The 19,176-nt window shown below is 61.1% G+C and carries 20 protein-coding genes; 10 read left to right on the forward strand and 10 right to left on the reverse strand.

Annotation, left to right across the window (positions count from 1 at the left end; genetic code table 11):
- On the reverse strand, positions 1–1,066 hold a 1,066-nt coding region (locus CEC48_RS28290), incomplete at its 3' end, for an MFS transporter (protein WP_141099721.1).
- A gap of 95 nt (positions 1,067–1,161) precedes the next feature.
- On the opposite strand from CEC48_RS28290, the gene CEC48_RS28295 reads away from it, so the two are divergent.
- The 5 genes from CEC48_RS28295 to CEC48_RS28315 all read left to right on the forward strand — a co-directional run bounded on the left by CEC48_RS28295 (position 1,162) and on the right by CEC48_RS28315 (position 4,010).
- Complete coding sequence (locus tag CEC48_RS28295) at positions 1,162–2,070, forward strand: LysR family transcriptional regulator (RefSeq protein WP_088426750.1); 909 nt, start codon at positions 1,162–1,164, stop codon at positions 2,068–2,070.
- A 171-nt stretch (positions 2,071–2,241) separates the two neighbouring features.
- On the forward strand, positions 2,242–2,424 hold the full coding sequence (locus CEC48_RS28300) for a type II toxin-antitoxin system HicA family toxin (protein WP_003189411.1): 183 nt from the start codon (positions 2,242–2,244) through the stop codon (positions 2,422–2,424).
- A gap of 23 nt (positions 2,425–2,447) precedes the next feature.
- On the forward strand, positions 2,448–2,858 hold the full coding sequence (locus CEC48_RS28305) for a type II toxin-antitoxin system HicB family antitoxin (RefSeq protein WP_088426752.1): 411 nt from the start codon (positions 2,448–2,450) through the stop codon (positions 2,856–2,858).
- Between the two features lie 132 nt (positions 2,859–2,990).
- Complete coding sequence (locus CEC48_RS28310) at positions 2,991–3,473, forward strand: methylated-DNA--[protein]-cysteine S-methyltransferase (RefSeq protein WP_088426754.1); 483 nt, start codon at positions 2,991–2,993, stop codon at positions 3,471–3,473.
- Between the two features lie 111 nt (positions 3,474–3,584).
- The gene (locus tag CEC48_RS28315) at positions 3,585–4,010 is read left to right on the forward strand and encodes a low affinity iron permease family protein (RefSeq protein ID WP_088426756.1); all 426 of its coding nucleotides are present in this window, start codon (positions 3,585–3,587) and stop codon (positions 4,008–4,010) included.
- Between the two features lie 55 nt (positions 4,011–4,065).
- Here CEC48_RS28315 and CEC48_RS28320 read toward each other — a convergent pair whose 3' ends face one another.
- From CEC48_RS28320 to CEC48_RS28330, 3 genes are all read right to left on the reverse strand, one after another.
- A complete protein-coding gene (locus tag CEC48_RS28320) occupies positions 4,066–4,593 on the reverse strand; it encodes a DUF4142 domain-containing protein (RefSeq protein WP_003212082.1) in 528 nt (175 codons plus the stop codon).
- A 176-nt stretch (positions 4,594–4,769) separates the two neighbouring features.
- Positions 4,770–5,174, reverse strand: coding sequence for a fosfomycin resistance glutathione transferase (gene fos / locus CEC48_RS28325; protein WP_088426758.1), 405 nt, complete (start codon positions 5,172–5,174; stop codon positions 4,770–4,772).
- Between the two features lie 27 nt (positions 5,175–5,201).
- Positions 5,202–6,125: a LysR family transcriptional regulator gene (locus CEC48_RS28330; RefSeq protein ID WP_088426760.1), complete on the reverse strand. Its 924-nt coding sequence runs from the start codon at positions 6,123–6,125 to the stop codon at positions 5,202–5,204.
- Positions 6,126–6,193: 68 nt separating this feature from the next.
- On the opposite strand from CEC48_RS28330, the gene CEC48_RS28335 reads away from it, so the two are divergent.
- Entirely contained in the window at positions 6,194–6,682 is a 489-nt protein-coding gene (locus CEC48_RS28335; protein ID WP_088426762.1) for a DMT family transporter, read from the forward strand.
- On the opposite strand, the gene CEC48_RS28340 is transcribed toward CEC48_RS28335, so the two are convergent.
- From CEC48_RS28340 to yiaY, 6 genes are all read right to left on the reverse strand, one after another.
- Positions 6,683–8,014 (reverse strand): MFS transporter, encoded by a 1,332-nt coding sequence (locus CEC48_RS28340; RefSeq protein WP_088426764.1) that lies wholly within the window; start codon positions 8,012–8,014, stop codon positions 6,683–6,685.
- A gap of 59 nt (positions 8,015–8,073) precedes the next feature.
- Positions 8,074–9,012 (reverse strand): hydroxymethylglutaryl-CoA lyase, encoded by a 939-nt coding sequence (locus CEC48_RS28345; RefSeq protein ID WP_088426766.1) that lies wholly within the window; start codon positions 9,010–9,012, stop codon positions 8,074–8,076.
- Positions 9,009–10,202, reverse strand: coding sequence for a CaiB/BaiF CoA-transferase family protein (locus CEC48_RS28350; protein WP_088426768.1), 1,194 nt, complete (start codon positions 10,200–10,202; stop codon positions 9,009–9,011). Before CEC48_RS28350 ends, CEC48_RS28345 begins: the two co-directional genes overlap by 4 nt.
- A gap of 222 nt (positions 10,203–10,424) precedes the next feature.
- A complete protein-coding gene (locus tag CEC48_RS28355) occupies positions 10,425–11,336 on the reverse strand; it encodes a LysR substrate-binding domain-containing protein (protein WP_088426770.1) in 912 nt (303 codons plus the stop codon).
- Entirely contained in the window at positions 11,337–12,011 is a 675-nt protein-coding gene (locus CEC48_RS28360) for an NAD(P)H-binding protein (protein ID WP_088426772.1), read from the reverse strand.
- A 109-nt stretch (positions 12,012–12,120) separates the two neighbouring features.
- Entirely contained in the window at positions 12,121–13,269 is a 1,149-nt protein-coding gene (gene yiaY, locus CEC48_RS28365; RefSeq protein WP_088426774.1) for an L-threonine dehydrogenase, read from the reverse strand.
- Between the two features lie 124 nt (positions 13,270–13,393).
- Here yiaY and CEC48_RS28370 point away from each other — a divergent pair, with 124 nt between their 5' ends.
- The 4 genes from CEC48_RS28370 (at position 13,394) to CEC48_RS28385 (ending at position 19,073) form a co-directional block, all read left to right on the forward strand.
- Positions 13,394–14,410: a DUF4917 family protein gene (locus CEC48_RS28370; protein WP_088426776.1), complete on the forward strand. Its 1,017-nt coding sequence runs from the start codon at positions 13,394–13,396 to the stop codon at positions 14,408–14,410.
- Between the two features lie 470 nt (positions 14,411–14,880).
- Positions 14,881–15,420: an RNA polymerase sigma factor gene (locus tag CEC48_RS28375; protein ID WP_088426778.1), complete on the forward strand. Its 540-nt coding sequence runs from the start codon at positions 14,881–14,883 to the stop codon at positions 15,418–15,420.
- Positions 15,417–16,385: a FecR domain-containing protein gene (locus CEC48_RS28380; RefSeq protein WP_088426780.1), complete on the forward strand. Its 969-nt coding sequence runs from the start codon at positions 15,417–15,419 to the stop codon at positions 16,383–16,385. Before CEC48_RS28375 ends, CEC48_RS28380 begins: the two co-directional genes overlap by 4 nt.
- A 129-nt stretch (positions 16,386–16,514) precedes the next feature.
- On the forward strand, positions 16,515–19,073 hold the full coding sequence (locus CEC48_RS28385) for a TonB-dependent receptor (RefSeq protein ID WP_088426782.1): 2,559 nt from the start codon (positions 16,515–16,517) through the stop codon (positions 19,071–19,073).
- Positions 19,074–19,176: the final 103 nt, after the last annotated feature.

The raw sequence follows: 19,176 nt of genomic DNA on the forward strand, positions 1-19,176 counted from the left end.
CCACCCAACCCCAGCGCCCCCAGATCAGCGCCGGGACGATGGCGCCGAAACTGCCGCCCAGGTAATAGCAGGTCAGGTACAGGCCCACGGCACCCGCTTTGTTGTGGCGGGCAGTGGCGGTGGTGAACGCGCTGGCGGCGGCCTGGGCGAGGAATACGCCGGTGGAGCTAAGGGCCAGGCCCAGCACGATGCACCACAGGGACGGCAATAAGGTCAGCGCCGAGCCGCAGACGCCAAGCGCCGCAGCAGCCGTCAGCAGTTCGGATTGCGGGCGGGATTTGCTCAGGCGCCCGGCGATCGGGATCACCACCAGTGCCAGCAGGAACACCATGTAGATCGTTCCCAGCGCCGCCGGGCCAAGGTCGAAGGGGGCTTGGCTGAGGTAAAGGCCTGCGTAGGTAAACGTCGCCACTTGGGAGAACAGCACGCAAAATCCTACGGCGTAGGCAGCCAACAACGGGGTGCCGAGCACATCGGCCCAGGTGGTCGAAACCCGCGCGACCCGAGGCCGATTGTCCGGCAGCAAAAACTGAATAAACCCGCCCACCATCAGGCTCAACACCGCCAATAACTCAAAGGCTTCACGCCAGCCGACATACTCGGTCATCACGCCGGTAACGAAGCGCCCGGCAAACCCGCCGAGCACGGTGCCGGCCACGTAGAGGCTGGTGACTTCGGTCACGGTGCCGCCGCGCCAGCGATCACCGATGTAGGCCACGCTGGTGGCGAATACCACGGGTATCAGCATCCCTTCGATAAACCGCCACGCCAGCAGCTCGGCAAAGCTGTTGGCATGGGCGGTCATCAGCGCCGGCACAGCCAGCAACAACGCGGCAACCGAGATCACCGTGCGCTGCTCAAAACGCCCGGTCAGGCGGCTGACAAAGGGCGCGGTCATCGCCACCGCCAAGGTGGTGACGGTAATGCTCCAACCCGCCGCCTTGGCGCTCACCTGAAAGCTGGTGGCGACGGTCTGCAAAATGCTCTGGGTGGCGTAGAGGTTCAGAAACGCCGCGCAGCCACACAGGAACAGGGCAAGACGGGCACAATGCAGGCGCGGTTTCATGAAACCTCTCGTTTTATTATCTGAGGCCTTTATAAAATGACCCGCACACCCGAGACCAATACCGATTTCGGACCGATCAATACCCTGGGGCCAGGATGCTCGACCTACGCAAGCTGCGTTACTTTCTGACCGTCGCCGAAGAATTGCACTTCGGCCGCGCCGCCATTCGCCTGCACCTGGCCCAGCCGCCGTTGACCCGGCAGATTTCCGCGCTGGAGGCTGAACTGGGGTTTCGCCTGTTCGACCGTACAAGCCGTACGGTTTCACTTACCGCCCAAGGCCGCTCGTTCCTGCCTTATGCACGGGCCGTGCTGGAGCAGGTCGACCTCGCCGAAGTCATCGCCGGCAAACTGGCCTCAGGTACCGCTGGGCAATTGGCATTGGGTTACGTCAGTTCGATTGCCCTGTCGGATTTGTTCAGCCAGGCGATTCAAGCCTTCGCCCAACGTTTCCCGGATGTGCAACTGACACTGGTGGAATGCGCCTCCGGTAGCCTGGGCGCGCAGGTGGCTGATGGCCGCCTGGATATCGGCCTGAGCCGCTTGCTGCCCTTGGCCGGGCAGACGCAGGTGCAGACGTTGTCGTTGGGTGAGGAGCGGCTGGTGGCGGCGGTGTCCGGCGAAAGCCCGTTGGCCAGCCAGGCCGAGGTCAGCCTGGCGCAGTTGAGTGCGTATCCGTTGATTCTGTTTCCGGCCGATTACGGCTCGGGGCTTAACCAGTCCATTGAGCAGCTCTACCGGCGTAAGGGTTTGCCACTGCGTGCCGGGCCATCGGGGCGGCAGATCACCTCGATCATTGCGCTGGTGGCGGCAGGGCAAGGTGTGGCGTTGGTGCCGGCGTGCACTCAGAGTCTGATGAATAAGGGCGTGACGTATCGGCCGTTGGTGGATCCGGATGCGTATGCGCAGTTGCTTGTTCTAACGCGTACTGATGGACGCAGCTTGATGGTCACGGCATTTTTGACGGTGATTGATGAGTTGTTACAGGCTCGCCAGCAAGCCTGACGCTTCTGCCGAAAAACCTCGCAATACCTCCGTCCTGCAGCGCGCCCACGCGCTCATACACTGCATACGCCACCTACAGAAACATCGGTCATCGACCGCTGGTAGGCAGAGTGTTGATAATTTATTTTCAGTGGTTATAGTCACCACCAACACACACCACAAGGAGGTGATGTGGACAGCCGATATTTGATAGGTCATATCGTCGCGGACGGCTGGTATCTGGTGCGAATCAGAGGCAGCCACCACCATTTCAAGCACCCGACAAAGCCGGGGCTGGTGACGATTCCCCATCCTAAAAAGGACCTGCTGGACAAGACCGCAAAGAGCATTTTGAAACAGGCTCTGCTCAGCTAACACGTCCGTGGAGGACAACAAGCATGCTGTACCCAATCGCAATTTCAACCGGTGACGAGGACCACGCCTGGGGTGTGGAAGTCCCGGACATTCCCGGTTGCTTCTCCGCCGGAGACGATCTCGACGATGCTATGGCAATGGCCCACGAAGCGATCGAAGGCCATTTCGAGATCCTTGCAGAAGACGGTGCGCCCATTCCCACCGCGCAGAAAGTCACCCTTCATGCAGCCAACCCGCAATATGCCGGCTGCATCTGGGCGGTGGTGGATATTGATGTCACCAAGTACCTGGGCAAGGCGCAGAAACTCAACATCACGTTGCCCGGATACCTACTGAACCGTATTGATGAATATGTACTGCATCATCCGGAAGAAAAAAGCCGTTCGGGGTTTCTTGCGTCCGCGGCGCTCAAGGTGTTGCAACAGGACCGGTAACGGCACTCAGGCAAGCTACGGGAGCCTTTACTGGAGCGTCTATTCCCGGTGCGAATTCAACCGCAAGAAACGTAGTTCCACCATGGACCGGCGAATCTACAGTAGCGCCATACACCCTCAAGGAGCCCGACCATGTCCTATGAATACGCCCTGATGCCCTCCCCCGTCGGCCAACTGACGCTTGTCGCCCGTGACGGAAAACTCACTGCCATCCTCTGGGAAAAAGAGCGCCCCAACCGCGTTCGGCTGGGTGCCCTGCAAGAGGCCAACAACAGCCCGGTGCTGCAGGAAACAGAGCGGCAGTTGAAGGAGTATTTCGCCGGTACCCGCAACCGTTTCGAGCTGGAACTGGACTTTGCCGGCACCGACTTCCAGAAGAAGGTCTGGCAGGCACTGCTGACCATTCCGTTCGGTGAAACCCGCAGCTACAGCCAGATCGCCGCGCAGATCGGTAACCCCAAGGCGGTGCGTGCGGTAGGTGCGGCCAACGGGCGCAATCCGATTTCGATTGTTGCGCCGTGCCATCGGGTAATTGGTGCATCGGGCGGGTTGACCGGGTTCGCCGGCGGGCTTGAGGCCAAGCAGTATCTGTTGGCGCTGGAGGAGCACGCCTGAAGGCCCAACAGAACAATGTACAACTTTGTTCAATCCTACAATTGTAAAAAGAAATTTCAGAGCACGCCTGCGGTCAGTATTTTCATCACCCACCCTTTAAGGAAAACGGTCATGAAATTCTCCGCAGTCTCACAGTCCCTGTCCCGCTGGGCAGGCAGTGCCCGCACGTTCTACGCGGCGGTGGCGTTGATCTTCCTGTGGAGTTTGAGCGGGCCTTATTTCCACTACAACGACACGTGGCAGCTGATCATCAACACCTCCACCACCATCATCACTTTCCTGATGGTGTTCCTGATTCAGAACACGCAAAACCGCGACAACGACATTTTGCATATCAAGATCGACGAACTGCTGCGTGCCACCAAGGACGCGCAAAACGCTGTGTTGAGCCTCGATGGCATGGATCGCAAGCAGCTTGAGAAATTGCGCAAGGAATACAAGACCATCGGCGACAGTGAATCCATCACCGTTACCACCCTGGTCACCGAAACACCGGATGACAGTGACCGGCCCAAGACCGACTTGAACCAGGCATAAAAAAACGGCGGCTGGAGTGATCCAGCCGCCGTTTTTTATGGGGTACTCAAGACGATCAACCGTCGCCTTGGTGACCTTTTCCATAAGTCGACGCCAGCGCCCGGGCTTTCTCCAGGCGTTCTTCCAACTTGGGCAGGGTCTCGTCCACCAGCGCCTTTATTTCCGGGATATCGGACTCGGCGCCTTCCTGCTTGAACAAGGCGATCGCGTCTTCATTGGCCTTGATCTGCTGGGCGGTGTAGGCGGCGTCAAACGAATCGCCGTCTTTGAGCTCCGGCATCAGCGATTCGGCCTTGTCGACGATCTTGTCCCGTGGCGCTACCGGCAAATCGAGCTTCTTGGCAATGGCCGCCAAGTGCTGATTGGCCAGGGTGCGTTCATTGATGACTTCGATGGTGTAGTCCTTGATCTCCTGGGACGAAGTCTTGGCGTGTGCCATGCGGCTGGTCTCGATATCGGCCATGCCCTTGGCCGAAGCCTGCTCGATGAAATCGGCAGGCGACTGGGCGAAAGCATTGCTGGCGCCGAGGCCCAGCAGCATCGCGAAACTGGCGGTGCGTAACCGGATAGCCATGCGGCTCATGATGGGTTCCTCCAGGTAAAAAACAGGTGCAGGGAAACGAGCCCCGCCCTGAATCTGAATTTTCAGGGCGGTAAAGGTTTAGAAAAAACTTGCCGGTGCGACGAACGGTCGTCAGGCCTTGCCGCCAAACAGGCCCGGTAACGCATGGGCCTGGGAGGATTCTGCCTGTTCTGCTGCTACGGATAAAACTTCATTCCTGCATACGGCTTGTCGCGACAGGCTTGCAAGCGCGAGGCCAGATCTCCGACGTGGACTTCGAGTTTGTGACCGTCAGGATCAAGGAAATAGAACGAGGCGCCTTCACTGCGGTTGTCGCGCCATTCGGCTACACCGACGGCTCGCAGGCGGGCCACCGCTGAGGCAAAGTCCTCGGCAGCAACGGTGAACGCATAGTGGGTGTATCCGGCAGCAGGTGTACTTAGTGACGCTAAGGACAAGCATAACCAGAGTCCCGGCAGCGACAGGTAGGCGCCCTTGTCCCAGCTGGCGTCGAGGCGCAGTTGCAACAGCTCATTGTAGAAACTGATGCTGCGGTTCAAGTCGGTGACGCAGAGGGTCAGGTGATTGAGGCCTGAGAGCATGGAGTTCTTCCTTAAACACTGTGTTTATCAAACGCGCTCAGACAATACACCTTGCACCTGCCCATTCAACCACTGCAACGCCGGGTCCCCACCCCGTCGCGAATGCCACGCCAGCACAAACGCAAACGACGGAATGTGAAACGGCGGCGGCACCGCCAGCAGTTGCTCGTGATCAATGTTGAGCAGCCCGCGAGACGACACGGTAAGGATCAGGTCCGTGCCCTGGATCAACTGCGGCGCCACACCCCAATGGGGCAAGCTGATAGCCACGTGCCGTCGCTCACGAATCGCCGTCAGCGCCCGTTCGATTTCCGGCGTGCCGCTGCCGCGCATTTCCAGCAAAACATGGGGCCGCTCCAGGTAGGTGGGCAGGTCAAGCACACCGCTTTGCGGCAGGCTATCACGGTCCACCAGGCACACGTAATGCTCTTCAAATAGCGGCGTACTACGCAGTTCCGCAGGCATGTCGGGAAACACCCCGGCGGCCAGGTCGATATCGCCATTGAGCACCCCATCAAGCATGCCCTCGCGACTGGCCTGGATAATCTGCAAATCAATCCCCGGCGCTTCCCGGCGCAAGGTGCGCACCAGCCCCGGCAGAAAAATCGCCGCGCTGTAGTCCGACATGGCCACCCGAAAGGTGCGTTTGGCCGAGGCTGGATCAAAGCGATTGGGTGCCAACAACGCCTGCACCTGCGCCAACGCTTCCGCCAGCGGCATCGCCAATTCCAGAGCGCGCGCGGTGGGCACCAACGAACTGCCCTGGCGCACTAACAACGGGTCCCCGAGCAAATCCCGCAACCGCGCCAGTGCGTGGCTCACAGCCGGCTGGCTCAAGTGCAGGCGCTCGGCGGCGCGGGTCACGTGCTGCTCGCTGAGCAACGCGTCGAGGATCACCAGCAAGTTGAGGTCGATACGTCGAAGATCATTCATTAGCTGCATGTTCTGCATAAGAACTTGGAATTTAAATTTGCGTGACGAATAGCCTAGAGTCCAGCAAAACCTCTGGGAGATTGATGATGACAACGTTGCATTGGGTAGGTGTGTTGCTGTTGGCAGCGTTCGCCGGGGCGGTGGTGCCGTTTCAAAGTGCGATCAACGCCAACCTGGGACGCGGCCTGGGCCATCCCTTATGGGCCACCCTAGCCTCGCTGCTGGTGAGCATCATCGTGTTGCTACCGGTGATCCTGGCCTTGCGCCTGCCGCTGCCCAACCTTGGCTTTATCACCAAGGCGCCGCTGTGGATGTGGAGCGGCGGTGCGTTCGGCGTGTGCTTTATTTCGCTGGCGCTGATCCTGATGCCCAAGCTCGGCGCTTCGGGGTTTATCGCCCTGGCGATGGCCGGGCAAATCATCGCGTCGTTGATGCTCGATCACTTCGGCCTGTTCGGGCTGGTGGAGCGCCAACTGACCGCGCCCCGGTTGATCGGGGCGTTGATGTTGATCGGCGGTGTGGCACTGATTCAATTCAGCGCCACGCCCACCCGATCACTGGTGACCGCCGGCTGATCAGTGCTTGTCGAGGGTGCGCAACTTTTGCGGCAAGCCCCACAGCAACAGCGCCGCCGCGATCAGCGCACACACGCCGATGACATACAGCGCTGGCGTGGTGCTGCCGGTGAGGTCCTTGATCCGGCCGACCATCACCGGGCTGACAATGCCGCCGAACTGGCCCAGGGTGTTGATCACCGCAATCCCGCCCGCCGCGCCCGCACCGGCACCGGCCAACAACTTCGGCGGCAAGGTCCAGAACGTCGGAATCGAGGCGATGATCCCGGCGCCCAGCAGGCTCAGGGCAACGATCAGGAACGTGGTGTGATCAGCAAAGATCCCCGCACAGAAGAACCCCACCGCTCCCAGCGCCACCAGGCCGCTGACGAACTTGCGACGTTCGCCGGTGGCGTCGGACAAACGCCCGATCACCACCATGCTGATCGCCCCGCAGACGTAGGGAATCGCCGTCAGCAGGCCGATCATCACCGGGCTTTGGGTACCGGCGCTGCGGATCAGTTGCGGCGCCCAGAAGTTCAGGCCGTAGGACGCCACCTGAATCAGGAAATAGATAAAGCCGAGCATCAGGAAGCCGGGAATACGCAACGCCGCCAGCAATGAGCCGCCACTCTTGTGGGGTTCATGTACGGCAATGCGACTGGCCAGCAAAGTCTTCTCCGACGGGGTCAGCCAATGGGCATCCTCGATACGATCCTTGAGCAGTTTAAGTACCAGGAAACCCAGGCCCACGCAGGGCAAACCGCCGAGCAAAAACAACCAGTGCCAGCCGCGCATTTGCAACACGCCATCGAGGTGTTCCAGCACCAGCCCGGAGAACGGCGCCCCCACCAGCCCGGCAAATGCCGACGCCAGGAACAGCATCGAAGTAATACGCCCACGGTAGTGCTGCGGGAACCACAAGGTCAGGTAATACAACACGCCCGGCGCGAACCCCGCCTCCATCGCGCCGATGATGAAGCGCAGCCCGTAGAACTGCCATTCAGCCGTGACGAACACCATCGCCGCCGTCGCCAGCCCCCACGACATCATGATGCGCGCGATCCAGCGACGGGCGCCGACCTTGTACAGCATCATGTTGCTCGGCACTTCGAAGATCACATAACCGACCACAAACAGCCCAGCGCCCAGGCCGTAAGCGGTGTCGCTCAGGCTCAGGTCGGTCTGCAACTGGAACTTGGCAAAGCTGATGTTGATGCGGTCAAAAAACGCGAACAGATAGCAGACCATGATCAGCGGCATCAGGCGCCAGGCGACCTTGCTGACCAGGGCTTTTTCAGCATCGTGTTCAGCGGCCGGGCGCACGCCGGCCTCCAACGTATTAAGGCTCATTGTTTCTCTCCAGCGGACTGCTCGCAGGCGTCCGATTGTTTTTGTTGTCTGGTGGCGGTTTACAAGGTGGCGATATAGGCCGGTGGTGGATGCAGGTCGCAATTGCGCCCGGCCTTGGCTACCTGGCCTGGCAGCTCATGGCCCAGCAAGACCGGCAATTGCCGCGACATGTGCAGCAGGTGTGGCAGGTCGATGCCGGTGTGAATCCCGACTTCCTCACACAGGTTCACCAGGTCTTCGGTGCAGATATTTCCCGACGCGCCGGGAGCAAACGGGCAACCGCCAAGGCCGCCCAGCGCCGCATCAAAACGTCGGGCACCGGCCTCGTAGGCGGCCAGCACATTGCACAAACCCAACCCGCGGGTGTTGTGGAAATGCAGGGTCAGGTCGCTCGCCGGAACACGTTCCAATACGCGCGTGACCAAGCGCTCGACCTGACGCGGATTAGCCATGCCGGTTGTGTCCGCCAGGCTGATGCCCTGTATGCCCAGCTCGCGGTAGGCATCGACCAATTGCAGCACGCGGTCCTCATCGATCCGGCCCTCGAACGGGCAGCCGAAGGTGGTAGCGATGCTGCCGTTGAGGCGCACCGGATAGTCGGCAGCAAAACTCACGATGTCGCCTAACGCCGCCAACGAGGCTTCGCAGCGCATGCGCATATTGGCCAGGTTGTGGGTCTGGCTGGCGGACATCACCAGGTTCAACTCATCGGCCCGGGACTCGATGGCGCGCTGGGCGCCCTTGAGATTGGGGATCAGCGCTACATAGATAGTGCCGGGGCGGCGGGTGATGCCCTGGAACACCTGCTCGCCGTCGCGCAACGCGGGAATGGCCTTGGGCGAAACAAACGAACCGGCTTCAATCCGGGAAAAACCGGCCAGGGACAGTTGATCAATCAGCGCGATCTTGTCGGCGGTCTCGACCCAGGTCGGCTCGATTTGCAGGCCGTCCCGAGGCGAGACTTCCTGCACGATCAAGGCATCGGAATAGTTTTTCATTGCACCACTCCAGAGGTTTTCAGGCGTTGAATATCGGCACCGCTCAAGCCCAGGTCGCCGAGGATCGCATCCGTGTGCTGTCCCAAACTCGGGCCCTGCCAATTCACGGCGCCGGGGGTTTCCGACAGCTTGGGCACGATGCCGGGCATCTTCACCGTGAGGCCGCCGGGCAGGTCGGCGCTGAGCAGCATGTCGCGGGCCTGGTAGTGCGGGTCGGCGACGATATCGGCCACTGAATAGATGCGCCCTGCCGGTACTTCGGCGGCTTCCAGGGCACTGAGCACCTGGTCGATGGGCAGGCTGCTGGTCCAGTGGGTGATGGCGGCGTCGAGCAAACCGCTTTTGGCGGCGCGGCCGTCGTTGTGGGCAAACTCGGGCGCTTCGGCAAGGTCGGCGCGGCCGATGGCGAGCATCAGGCGCTTGTAGATAGGGTCGCTGTTGCCGGCGATCACCACGTAGGCGCCGTCGGCGGTCAGGTAGGTGTTGGACGGTGCGATGCCCGGCAAGGCGCCGCCGCTGCGTTCACGCACATGGCCGAGCATGTCGTATTCGGGCACCAGGCTTTCCATCAGGTTGAACACGCTTTCGGCCAGGGACACGTCGACGATCTGGCCGTCGCCCTGGCCGGTCTTGACCCGCAGCAGCGACATCAGTGCGCCGATCACGCCGTGCAACGAAGCCAGGGAATCGCCGAGGCTGACGCCCACTCGCGCCGGTGGCGAATCCGGGTTGCCGGTGGTGTAGCGAATCCCGCCCATGGCCTCGCCGATGGCACCGAAGCCCGGGCGGTCGCGGTAAGGGCCGGTCTGGCCGTAGCCCGAGATGCGCACCAGGGTCAGCTTGGGGTTGAGGGCGTGCAGCACGTCCCAGCCGAGGCCGAGTTTTTCCAGGCCGCCGGGGCGCAGGTTTTCGATCAATACGTCGGCGTCGCCCAGCAGTTGCTTGACCAGTTCCAGGCCTTCTGCAGACTTGAGGTCTAGTGCCAGGGACTTCTTGTTACGCGATTGCAGGTACCACCACAGCGACGTGCCTTCATGCAGCTTTCGCCATTTGCGAAGCGGATCGCCCTGCCCCATGGCTTCGATCTTGATCACCTCGGCGCCAAATTCGGCCATCAGCCGGGCGGCGAACGGCGCAGCAATCAGGGTGCCGATCTCGATCACCTTGATACCGCTCAGGGGAGCCGTCATGGGGTGTACCTCTTGTTCTTGGAATGTGGGCCAAGGCTAGAGGACGCGAGCAATAGAAATCCAACCGTCAGTTGGCAACGAGCGTTCGCCAAATGCGAAGGCTTGAGTAGAGGCTGGTTGTGGCGAGGGAGCTTGCTCCCGCTGGGGCGCGAAGCGGCCCCAAAATCCAGGGAGCGCTACGCACTCCAGCGGGAGCAAGCTCCCTCGCCACAGGGTATTTGCTTACGCCTGCTCCCGACGCAAATAATCGAACAACAACCGACTCACCGGCGACAACTGCGCCTCATCACGCACCACCAGAATCAGGCTGCGGTCCGACCATGCATCCGTCAGCGGCACCGCGTGCAAACCCAGGGCCCGGCCAAACAATTCATAAGCCTTTTGCGGCAGGATGCCGATGCCCATATTGGCCTGGACCATCCGGCACATCGCATCAAAGCCCGGCACATGGATGCGCAGGCGCAACACCTTGCCCGCCTCCCGCGCCGCCGCATGGGTGCGCATGTTGATCGAACTGGCGGAGTGCAGCCCTACATAGTCGCTGTCCAGCGTCTCGACAAAAGCCAGTGCCTTGCGCGTCGCCAACGGATGATCCGCCGGCATCAGCACCACCAGCTTGTCCCGGCGATAGGTCACGCCGGGCAGGCCTTTGGTGTCGGTGTCGCTGGAACAGATGCCCAGGTCCGCGACACCATCGATCACGCCCTGGACCACGCCATTGCTGGGCCGCTCTTCCAGGTCAGCTTTCACCTGTGGATGCAGCGCGGAAAAGTCGCGCAAGTCTTCAGGCAGAAACTGAATGATCGCCGAAAGGTTCGCCAGCATCCGCACATAACCGCGCACGCCGTGGCTATGTTCGCCCAACTCCAGGCCCATCTTCTCGACGTTGAACAGCATCTGCCGCGCATGGTGCAGCAAGGTCTCGCCAGCAGCCGTGAGCTGCATGCCCTTGGCCTGGCGCACAAACAGGCTCACACCCAGCACCTGTTCCAACTCCATCAACCGCTTGCTGGCCGCCGAAACCGCGATGGCTTCGCGTGCGGCGGCGCGGGTCAGCGTGCCTTCTTCATGCACCGCCACGAACAGTTGCAGCGTGATCAGGTCAAGGCGACGCACCAGACTTTTGTGCAGCATCTAGGCGCGCTCGGTGGCCAGGCGATTGATATCGGCCTGCTCCACCACCGGCAGAGGTGCGCCGTGCCGGACTGCCGAGAGCATCGCGCGGCCAACCGTTTCCGTACTCACCACCCAGGCCGGCCGCACATGACGCAGCAACGACAACAGCGGGCCGGTGACGGTGTAAAGGGATTGGTAGAGCGGGGTTTTCGAACGCACGCCGTGCAGCGGCTGGATCACGCCGGGACGGAACAGGTACACCGCCTTGAACGGCAGACGCAGCAAGGCGTTCTCGGTCTTGCCCTTGATTCGTGCCCACATGGTTTTGCCGGTTTCGGTGCTGTCGGTTCCGGCGCCGGACACGTAGATAAAGGTCATCTGCGGGTTAAGCCGAGCCAGGGTGCTGGCGGCCACCAGGGTCAAGTCGTAGGTCAAGTGGGTGTACTTGACTTCGTCCAGGCCCACCGAAGAGACGCCCAGGCAAAAGAAGCAGGCATCGAAGCCTTGCAGCAGATGCTCCAGGGGCTGGAAATCAAGCATGTCAGCGTGCAGCACTTGATGCAGCTTGCCGTGTTCCTGGGTCAGCGCGGTACGGCCGACAGCCACCACTTCCTGCACGTCACTGGCCAGCAGGCACTCACGCAGCACGCCTTGGCCGACCATGCCGGTGGCGCCGAATAGCAGAACTCTCATAGGGGGGACCTCAGCGGCAAGCATCACGCCGCAAGCTTCACGTTAAAAGCAGCAAGGCTCACACCTTAGCAGCTTGTTGCCTGAAGCTTGCAGCTTGCCGCTGTCCCGATCAAAACGCGCTGCGAAAGATCTCTTCAATCTGACGCTGGTCCGCCCGCCGTGGGTTGGTCAGGCCGCAGGCGTCCTTCAGTGCGTTGCTCGCCAGCAACGGGATGTCCTGCAACTTGGCGCCCAGCTCGCGCAACCCGGCAGGAATTTCCACGTCCTGGGACAGGCTGCGAATCGCCACGATGGCTGCCTGGGCGCCCTCTTCCGCCGACGTGCCTTTGATGTCGGCGCCCAGGGCCCGGGCCACATGGCTCAGCCGTTCGGCACTGACGCTGGCGTTGAAGCTTTGCACATGGGGCAACAGCACCGCATTGCACACGCCGTGGGGCAGGTCGTACAGGCCGCCCAACTGGTGAGCCATGGCGTGCACGAACCCCAGGGAAGCATTGTTGAACGCCATGCCGGCGAGGAACTGCGCATACGCCATGTTCTCCCGGGCGGCCATGTCTTGGCCGTCGCGTACCGCAATCCGCAGGTTGGCGCTGATCAGCTCGATGGCCTTGATCGCGCAGGCGTCGGTGATCGGGTTGGCCGCGGTGGACACGTAGGCTTCGATCGCATGTGTCAGTGCGTCCATGCCGGTGGCGGCGGTCAGGCCCTTGGGCATGCCGACCATCAGCGCCGGGTCGTTGACCGACAGCAGCGGTGTGACGTTACGGTCGACGATGGCCATTTTCACGTGGCGGGTTTCGTCGGTGATGATGCAGAAACGGGTCATTTCGCTGGCGGTGCCGGCGGTGGTGTTGATGGCCACCAGCGGCAGTTGCGGCTTGGCCGACTGGTCGACGCCTTCGTAGTCGCCGATGTGCCCACCGTTGGTCGCGCACAGGGCAATGCCCTTGGCGCAGTCATGGGGTGAGCCGCCACCGAGGGACACCACAAAATCGCAGGCGCTCTGCTTCAGCAGTGCCAGGCCTTTTTCGACGTTGTCGACATTCGGATTGGGCTTGGCGCCGTCATAGATCACCGAGTCGATGTCTTGCATCGCCAGTTTCTCGGCGATCATGCTGGCCACGCCGGCCTTGGCCATGCCTGCGTCGGTGACGATCAGTGCCTTGCGAAAACCGTAATTGCGGATGGCGATCATGGCTTCGTCGAGGCAGTCGATGCCCATGATGTTGACGGCGGGGATGAAGAACGTGCTGCTCATGGTGAATCCTCGGGAGTCGTTATGCCTACAGCATCGACTCCGATTGCCTGCGGCATCTTGACCAGGATCAACGCCCGCTCGTGATAAAGTCACCGCCCAGCCGATTTTGAGTAGACCCGCCGCAATGAAGGATTCCCAGGATTTTGATGCCCACCTAGAAGACTGGAACGCCTTGCGCAGCAGTACCGCCTTCAGCGCGATCCTGATCGGCAACGGCGCCAGCCGCGCAGTGTGGGAAGACTTTGCCTACGACTCGCTGTTCGAAAACGCCCGCACCGTGGAAGAAAAACCTCTGAGCCAATCCGAACTCAGCGTGTTTGACGCGATGCAAACCCGCAGCTTCGAGCAGGTGCTGGGCGCGCTGAAAACCACCAGCCGGGTCAACAAGGCCCTGGCGGTCAGCTCAGCGGCGCCGCGTAATCGCTACTACGCAATCAAGGAAGCGCTGATCAACACGATCCACAGCGTGCACATTCCGTGGCGGCTGGTGAAGCCTTCGACGCTGGCGACCATTCATCAAGAGTTGGCGAGTTACCCGACGGTGTTCACCAGCAATTACGACCTGCTCAACTACTGGGCGATCCTGCAGGCGCCGGGTATCGACGACCTGTTTCGCAGCGCCGATGCGAGCTTTGACCTGCGTAATACCGCCACCGATAACACGCGCATTCTGTATCTGCATGGTGGCCTGCACCTGGTGCGCAACCTCGACGGTACGGCGCGTAAATTGCCGACCACCGACAGCACGTTGCTCAGCAGTTTTGCGATCAATAACACCATCAAGACACTGGATGATGTGCCGTTGTTTGTCAGCGAGGGCAAGGTTGAGGAGAAGCTCAAAACCATTCGCAGCTCTGACTATTTGTCGTTCTGTTATGAGCAGTTGTTGAGCCATGAGGGTGGGCTGTGCATCTTCGGGCATCACCTGGGTGCGCAGGACGTGCATCTTGTGCAGGCGATTCGACAGGCGAAGGTCAGGACCCTGGCGATTTCGGTGTTTGGCCGCAGTGCGGGGTTTATTCAGCAGCAGAAGCGGCGTTTTGCGGAGCTGTTTGAGGGGATGGATGTGGAGTTGCGTTTTTTTGATGCGCGCAGTCATGCGCTTGGGAATTCGGGGCTTTCGGTGGCGGTAGAACGCTGATGATTGGAGTGGGTGGGGTGTACATATCCGTTGCTGCGGTAACGGCTGCTTACGGTTCCGCTCGTACAGCGGGTCACTTTTGGCAAACGCCCCACAAGTACACCACTCGGTGCCTCGCTTAGGCTCGGCATGCCCGCACTCCGGCCATCGTGGTTAACGGGGCCCGCAGATCAAGATCAAAAACAGATCAAGAACACGGCGGCCTGAAAGCCGACCTGAGTGTTAGAAGCAAGGGCAAGGGCAAGAGCGAAAGCAGAACTGCTTTTATGTGGGAGCGGGCTTGCTCGCGAAAAACCTGAGGGCGCCGCGTTGAATCAGGATGGCAACGTCATCGTTAACGACCTTCGCGAGCAAGCCCGCTCCCACATTTAGCCTGCATCCACCTCCAGAATTTCAATAAAGACAAATAACAATAGTTCTCGATATCATTCGCGACTTTTCCACGTCGTGCTTCATCAAGAAGGATATCCATGTCTCGTCCCAAGCCAGACCCGCTGTCGGCCGATGCCTTTCGCGGGTTTTATGCAGATATCCTGCATTTTCTGCGCAAACGCACGGACAACGCCAGCGACGCGGCAGACATGACCCAGGATGTCTTCACCCAATGGCTGGACTATCGCGACCAGGCCAAGGTCGAGCAGCCACGGGCGTTTCTGTTCCAGATGGCGCGCAATTTGCTGCGTGATCACTGGCGCAAACAAAAGGTGCGGCAGACCGTCCACCAGCAACAGGCCGAACTGGATGCCTCGCTGATCAGCAACTCGCAAGACGATCCCATGGCCGCCGCGCAACGCTTGCAACGCCTGCAACAGTTGAAAGAAGTCCTCGCTGAACTCTCGCCCAGAAGGCGAGAAGCCCTTATGCTGCACCGCTTCGAAGGCCTGAGCCAGGCACAGATCGCCGAGCGCATGGGCGTCTCGATCAGCATGGTGGAAAAGCACATCGCCTTCGCCCTGCTGCATTGCAAGCAGCGACTTCAACAAGAACAGGGCAAGGAGCAGCCAGAATGACCCGCCTGAGCGACATCGACACCTGTGACATCGAGGCCAGCGACTCCATCGATGCCCAGGCCGCCAGTTGGTTTGCGCGTAACCGCAATGACGTCGGTCGCGCCGACCGCAAGGCGTTTGCCGCCTGGCAGACCGAGCCGGCCCATGCTCGCGCCTATGCCGAATTCGAACAGCTGTGGGCCGACCTGGCCCAGTTACAGCAACTGAATAAACCGACACCGCTGCCCACCCGCAAAAAGTCCGTGTGGCGCCCGGCTATGGCGGTCGCTGCCGGGTTGGTGTGTGCCCTGCTGGCAAGCAATCTTGGTGCCCCGCGCGAACTGTTCCACGCCCAGGTCGCGGCCCATACCAAGGGTATGCGCACCCTGCACCTGCCCGACGGCAGCACCTTGTACGTCAACGCCAACACGCGCCTGCGAGTGGACTTCAACAGTCACCAGCGCCTCGTGCATCTGGATCAGGGCCAGTTGTATATCGAGGTGGCCGCCGACAAGGAGCGGCCACTGTTCGTGCAGGCCGGCGAGGCCAATGTGCGAGTGGTCGGCACCGGCTTCGATGTGCGGCGCAGCAAGCAGCAACTGGTGGTCAGCGTGGCTCACGGCCAAGTAGCATTCGATGCCGATGGCAAGGTGCCTGCCACGTTGCTCGCCGCCCAGCAGCGCGCCACGTTCAGTTATGCCAAGGGCACCCTGCAGCAGCAAACCCTCACCGCCGGCGAGGTCGCCGATTGGCGCGGCGGGCACGTGTCGTTTCGCAATCGCGAACTGGCCAGCCTGATGGATGAACTGAGCCTGTACCGGCCACAGGCGCCGTTGCTGGTGGACAGCGCGGTGGCGCAGTTGAAGGTCTCGGGCAATCTGGATGTGAACGACCCGGACGCTCTGCTCAACGCCCTGCCCGCCCTGCTCCCGGTGAAAACCGTGGCCCTGGCCGACGGCAATATCAGGATCGAACCACGCAAGTAATCCCGTGAAATTCTTATTTGAGAATATTTTGCATTCGCATATGAGGATTATTTTCCCTGCCGCGTCTTCCTCGGGTCTGCGTTTGATACGCACACCTTTTTTGGCCATTTGGCTACTTCGGGGGATTTCATGTTTCGCGCGCCTTGCCACGTTCCGCACCTGTTTCTTCGACCCACCGCCATTGCCGCCTGCCTGGCCTTCAGCCTGAGTGCCCAGGCCGAGTCGTTCAAGCTGCAACTGCCGGCCCAGTCCCTGGCCACGTCCCTGAGCCAGGTGGCGCAGCAGGCGAAAATCCAGCTGCTATTCGATGAAACGCTGCTGAAGAATGTCCAGGCGCCGGCGCTCAACGGCGACTTCACACCGGAAGTGGCAATTCGCACCCTGCTCAAGGACGGCGAGTTCGTGTTGCTCAAGGTCGGCAGCACCTACGTGGTAAGGCCCGAAGAAGGCAAGACCACCAACAGCAGCGCGATCCAGCTGGAAGCCCTGAGCGTGATCGGCACCGGCAACGAGGTCGACTCCACCACCGTAGGCCGCTCCACCCTGAGCCAGGCCGACATCGACCGTTACCAGTCCAATAACATCCCCAGCCTGCTGCAAACCTTGCCCGGCATCAGCCAGGGCGGCTCGCTGAAGCCCGGCGGCCAGACCATCAACATCCGCGGTTTCGGCGACGCCGAAGACGTGCCGCTGACCGTCGATGGCGCCACCAAAAGCGGGTTTGAGCGTTACCAGCAAGGCACCGTGTTTATCGAGCCCGAGCTGATCAAGAGCATCGAAGTGGAGAAAGGCCCCAACTCGGCGTTCAGCGGCAACGGCGGCTTTGGCGGTACGGTCAACATGACCACCAAGGATGCCCCGGACCTGCTCAAGGACGGGCGCAACAGCGGCGCCATGCTCAAGTACGGTTACTCCAGCAACGACCACGAACAGGTCTACAGCAGTGCGGTATACGGGCGCACCGACGACGGGCGCTTCGACGCCCTCGCCTACCTGACCCAGCGCGACGGCGGCGACATGAAGCTGGCCGCCACCCTGCCCAACGACAACAACCAGTACCCGATCAACCCCAAGCGCCTGCCCAACAGCGCGCAGAATGTGGACGGCAAACTGTTCAAGGTGAACGCCCACTTCACCGACGAGCACAGCCTGGGCCTGTCGTATTCGCGCTCCAACAGCCAGCGCTGGACGCCCTTCTCCGCCGCCAGCTACCCGACGCCGCCGACCCAGGCCAACATCGACCGCTATGGCTACGAAGCCGCGCTGAAACGCTTCCTGGCCAACCGCAACACCGTCGACACCACCTGGAGCAGCAAGTACGAATACCAGCCGATGGACAACCCGCTGGTGGACTTGACCATCAAGTACTCCGAGTCCAACACCGACCAGACCGACGAGCGTGACGCCACGGCGTTTTTCCAGCTGGCCACCGGCGGGCGCAAGATGGACACCTCCTACAACGACAAGAACCTCGACGTACGTAACGTCAGCCTGTTTTCCACCGGCCAGTTGCAGCACGCGGTGACCACCGGGGTGCAAATCCGCAAGCACACCCGGGAAACCGAAATGTGGATGCCCGGCGGCGCCTACAACACCGCCAAATACAACTACGGGCATTTCCAGCCGGGCTTCATGCCCCATGGCAAGGTCGACACCAACAGTTTCTTTATCCAGGACGCGGTGACGCTGGGCGATGTCACCATTACCCCGTCGATGCGCTATGACCATGTGCGCAACCGCGGCGAAGCCAACGACGCGCCTTACTACAGCAGCCCGGACCCGGCCATCGGCCACGACTACAGCGACCGTACGTACACCGGCTGGTCGCCCCGCCTCGCGGCGTACTGGACCATCACCCCGAACGTGGCGATGTTTGCCAACTGGAGCCGCACCTGGCGCGCCCCGGTGATCGACGAGCAGTATGAAGTGCAGGGCCTGGGCAGCCGCACCGCCACCAGCCTCGACCTGGACCCGGAGCGCATCACCTCGATCACCCTGGGCAACGCCACGAGCTTCGCCGACGTGTTCACCCACGGCGACAACCTGCAACTGCGTACCACGTTGTTCCACAACAAGGTCGAGGACGAGATCTTAAAGAACACGGGTGTGGGCTGCCAGAACCAGGCGGTCAACGGCGGGACGATTTCCAGCGCCTGCCCACCGGGAGCGATGTCCAACTACCGCAACATCGGCGGCATGACCATCAAGGGTTTCGAGGCCGAGAGCTTCTATGACTCTACCTACGTGTTCGGTTCGGTGTCCTTCGCCTACACCACCGGCAAACACGAAGGTGCCTACACCAACCCATGGGGGCCGGACGTCTGGGCGCGGGATATTCCGCCGACCAAATGGGTGATCGTGCTCGGCACCAAGATCCCGAGCCTGGATGCGCAGGTGGGCTGGCAAGGGCAGTTCATCGGCGCCACCCGCCGTTTGCCGAGCGACAAGTACTCCGGCGGGCCGGGCACCAGCATCGGCGACCTGTTCTACGATCAGTACGGCAACAAGCGCTACAACACCCAGGGCCTGTTCGCCAGCTGGAAGCCGCAACAGGCTTACCTCAAGGGTACCGAGGTGAACTTCACCGTAGACAACCTGTTCAACAACAACTTCCGCCCGGCCCTGAGCGGCGACCGCGCCTACACCAAGGGCCGCGATGCGAAGATCAGCGTGACGCGGTTCTTCTAAGGCAAAAAAAGCCCACTGCCGATACCGAATCAATGTGGGAGCGGGCTTGCTCGCGAAGGCGGTGGGTCAGTCAATTAATATGTCGACTGACTCACCGCCTTCG

This window comes from Pseudomonas sp. K2I15, assembly GCF_002204795.1.
Taxonomy (GTDB): domain Bacteria; phylum Pseudomonadota; class Gammaproteobacteria; order Pseudomonadales; family Pseudomonadaceae; genus Aquipseudomonas.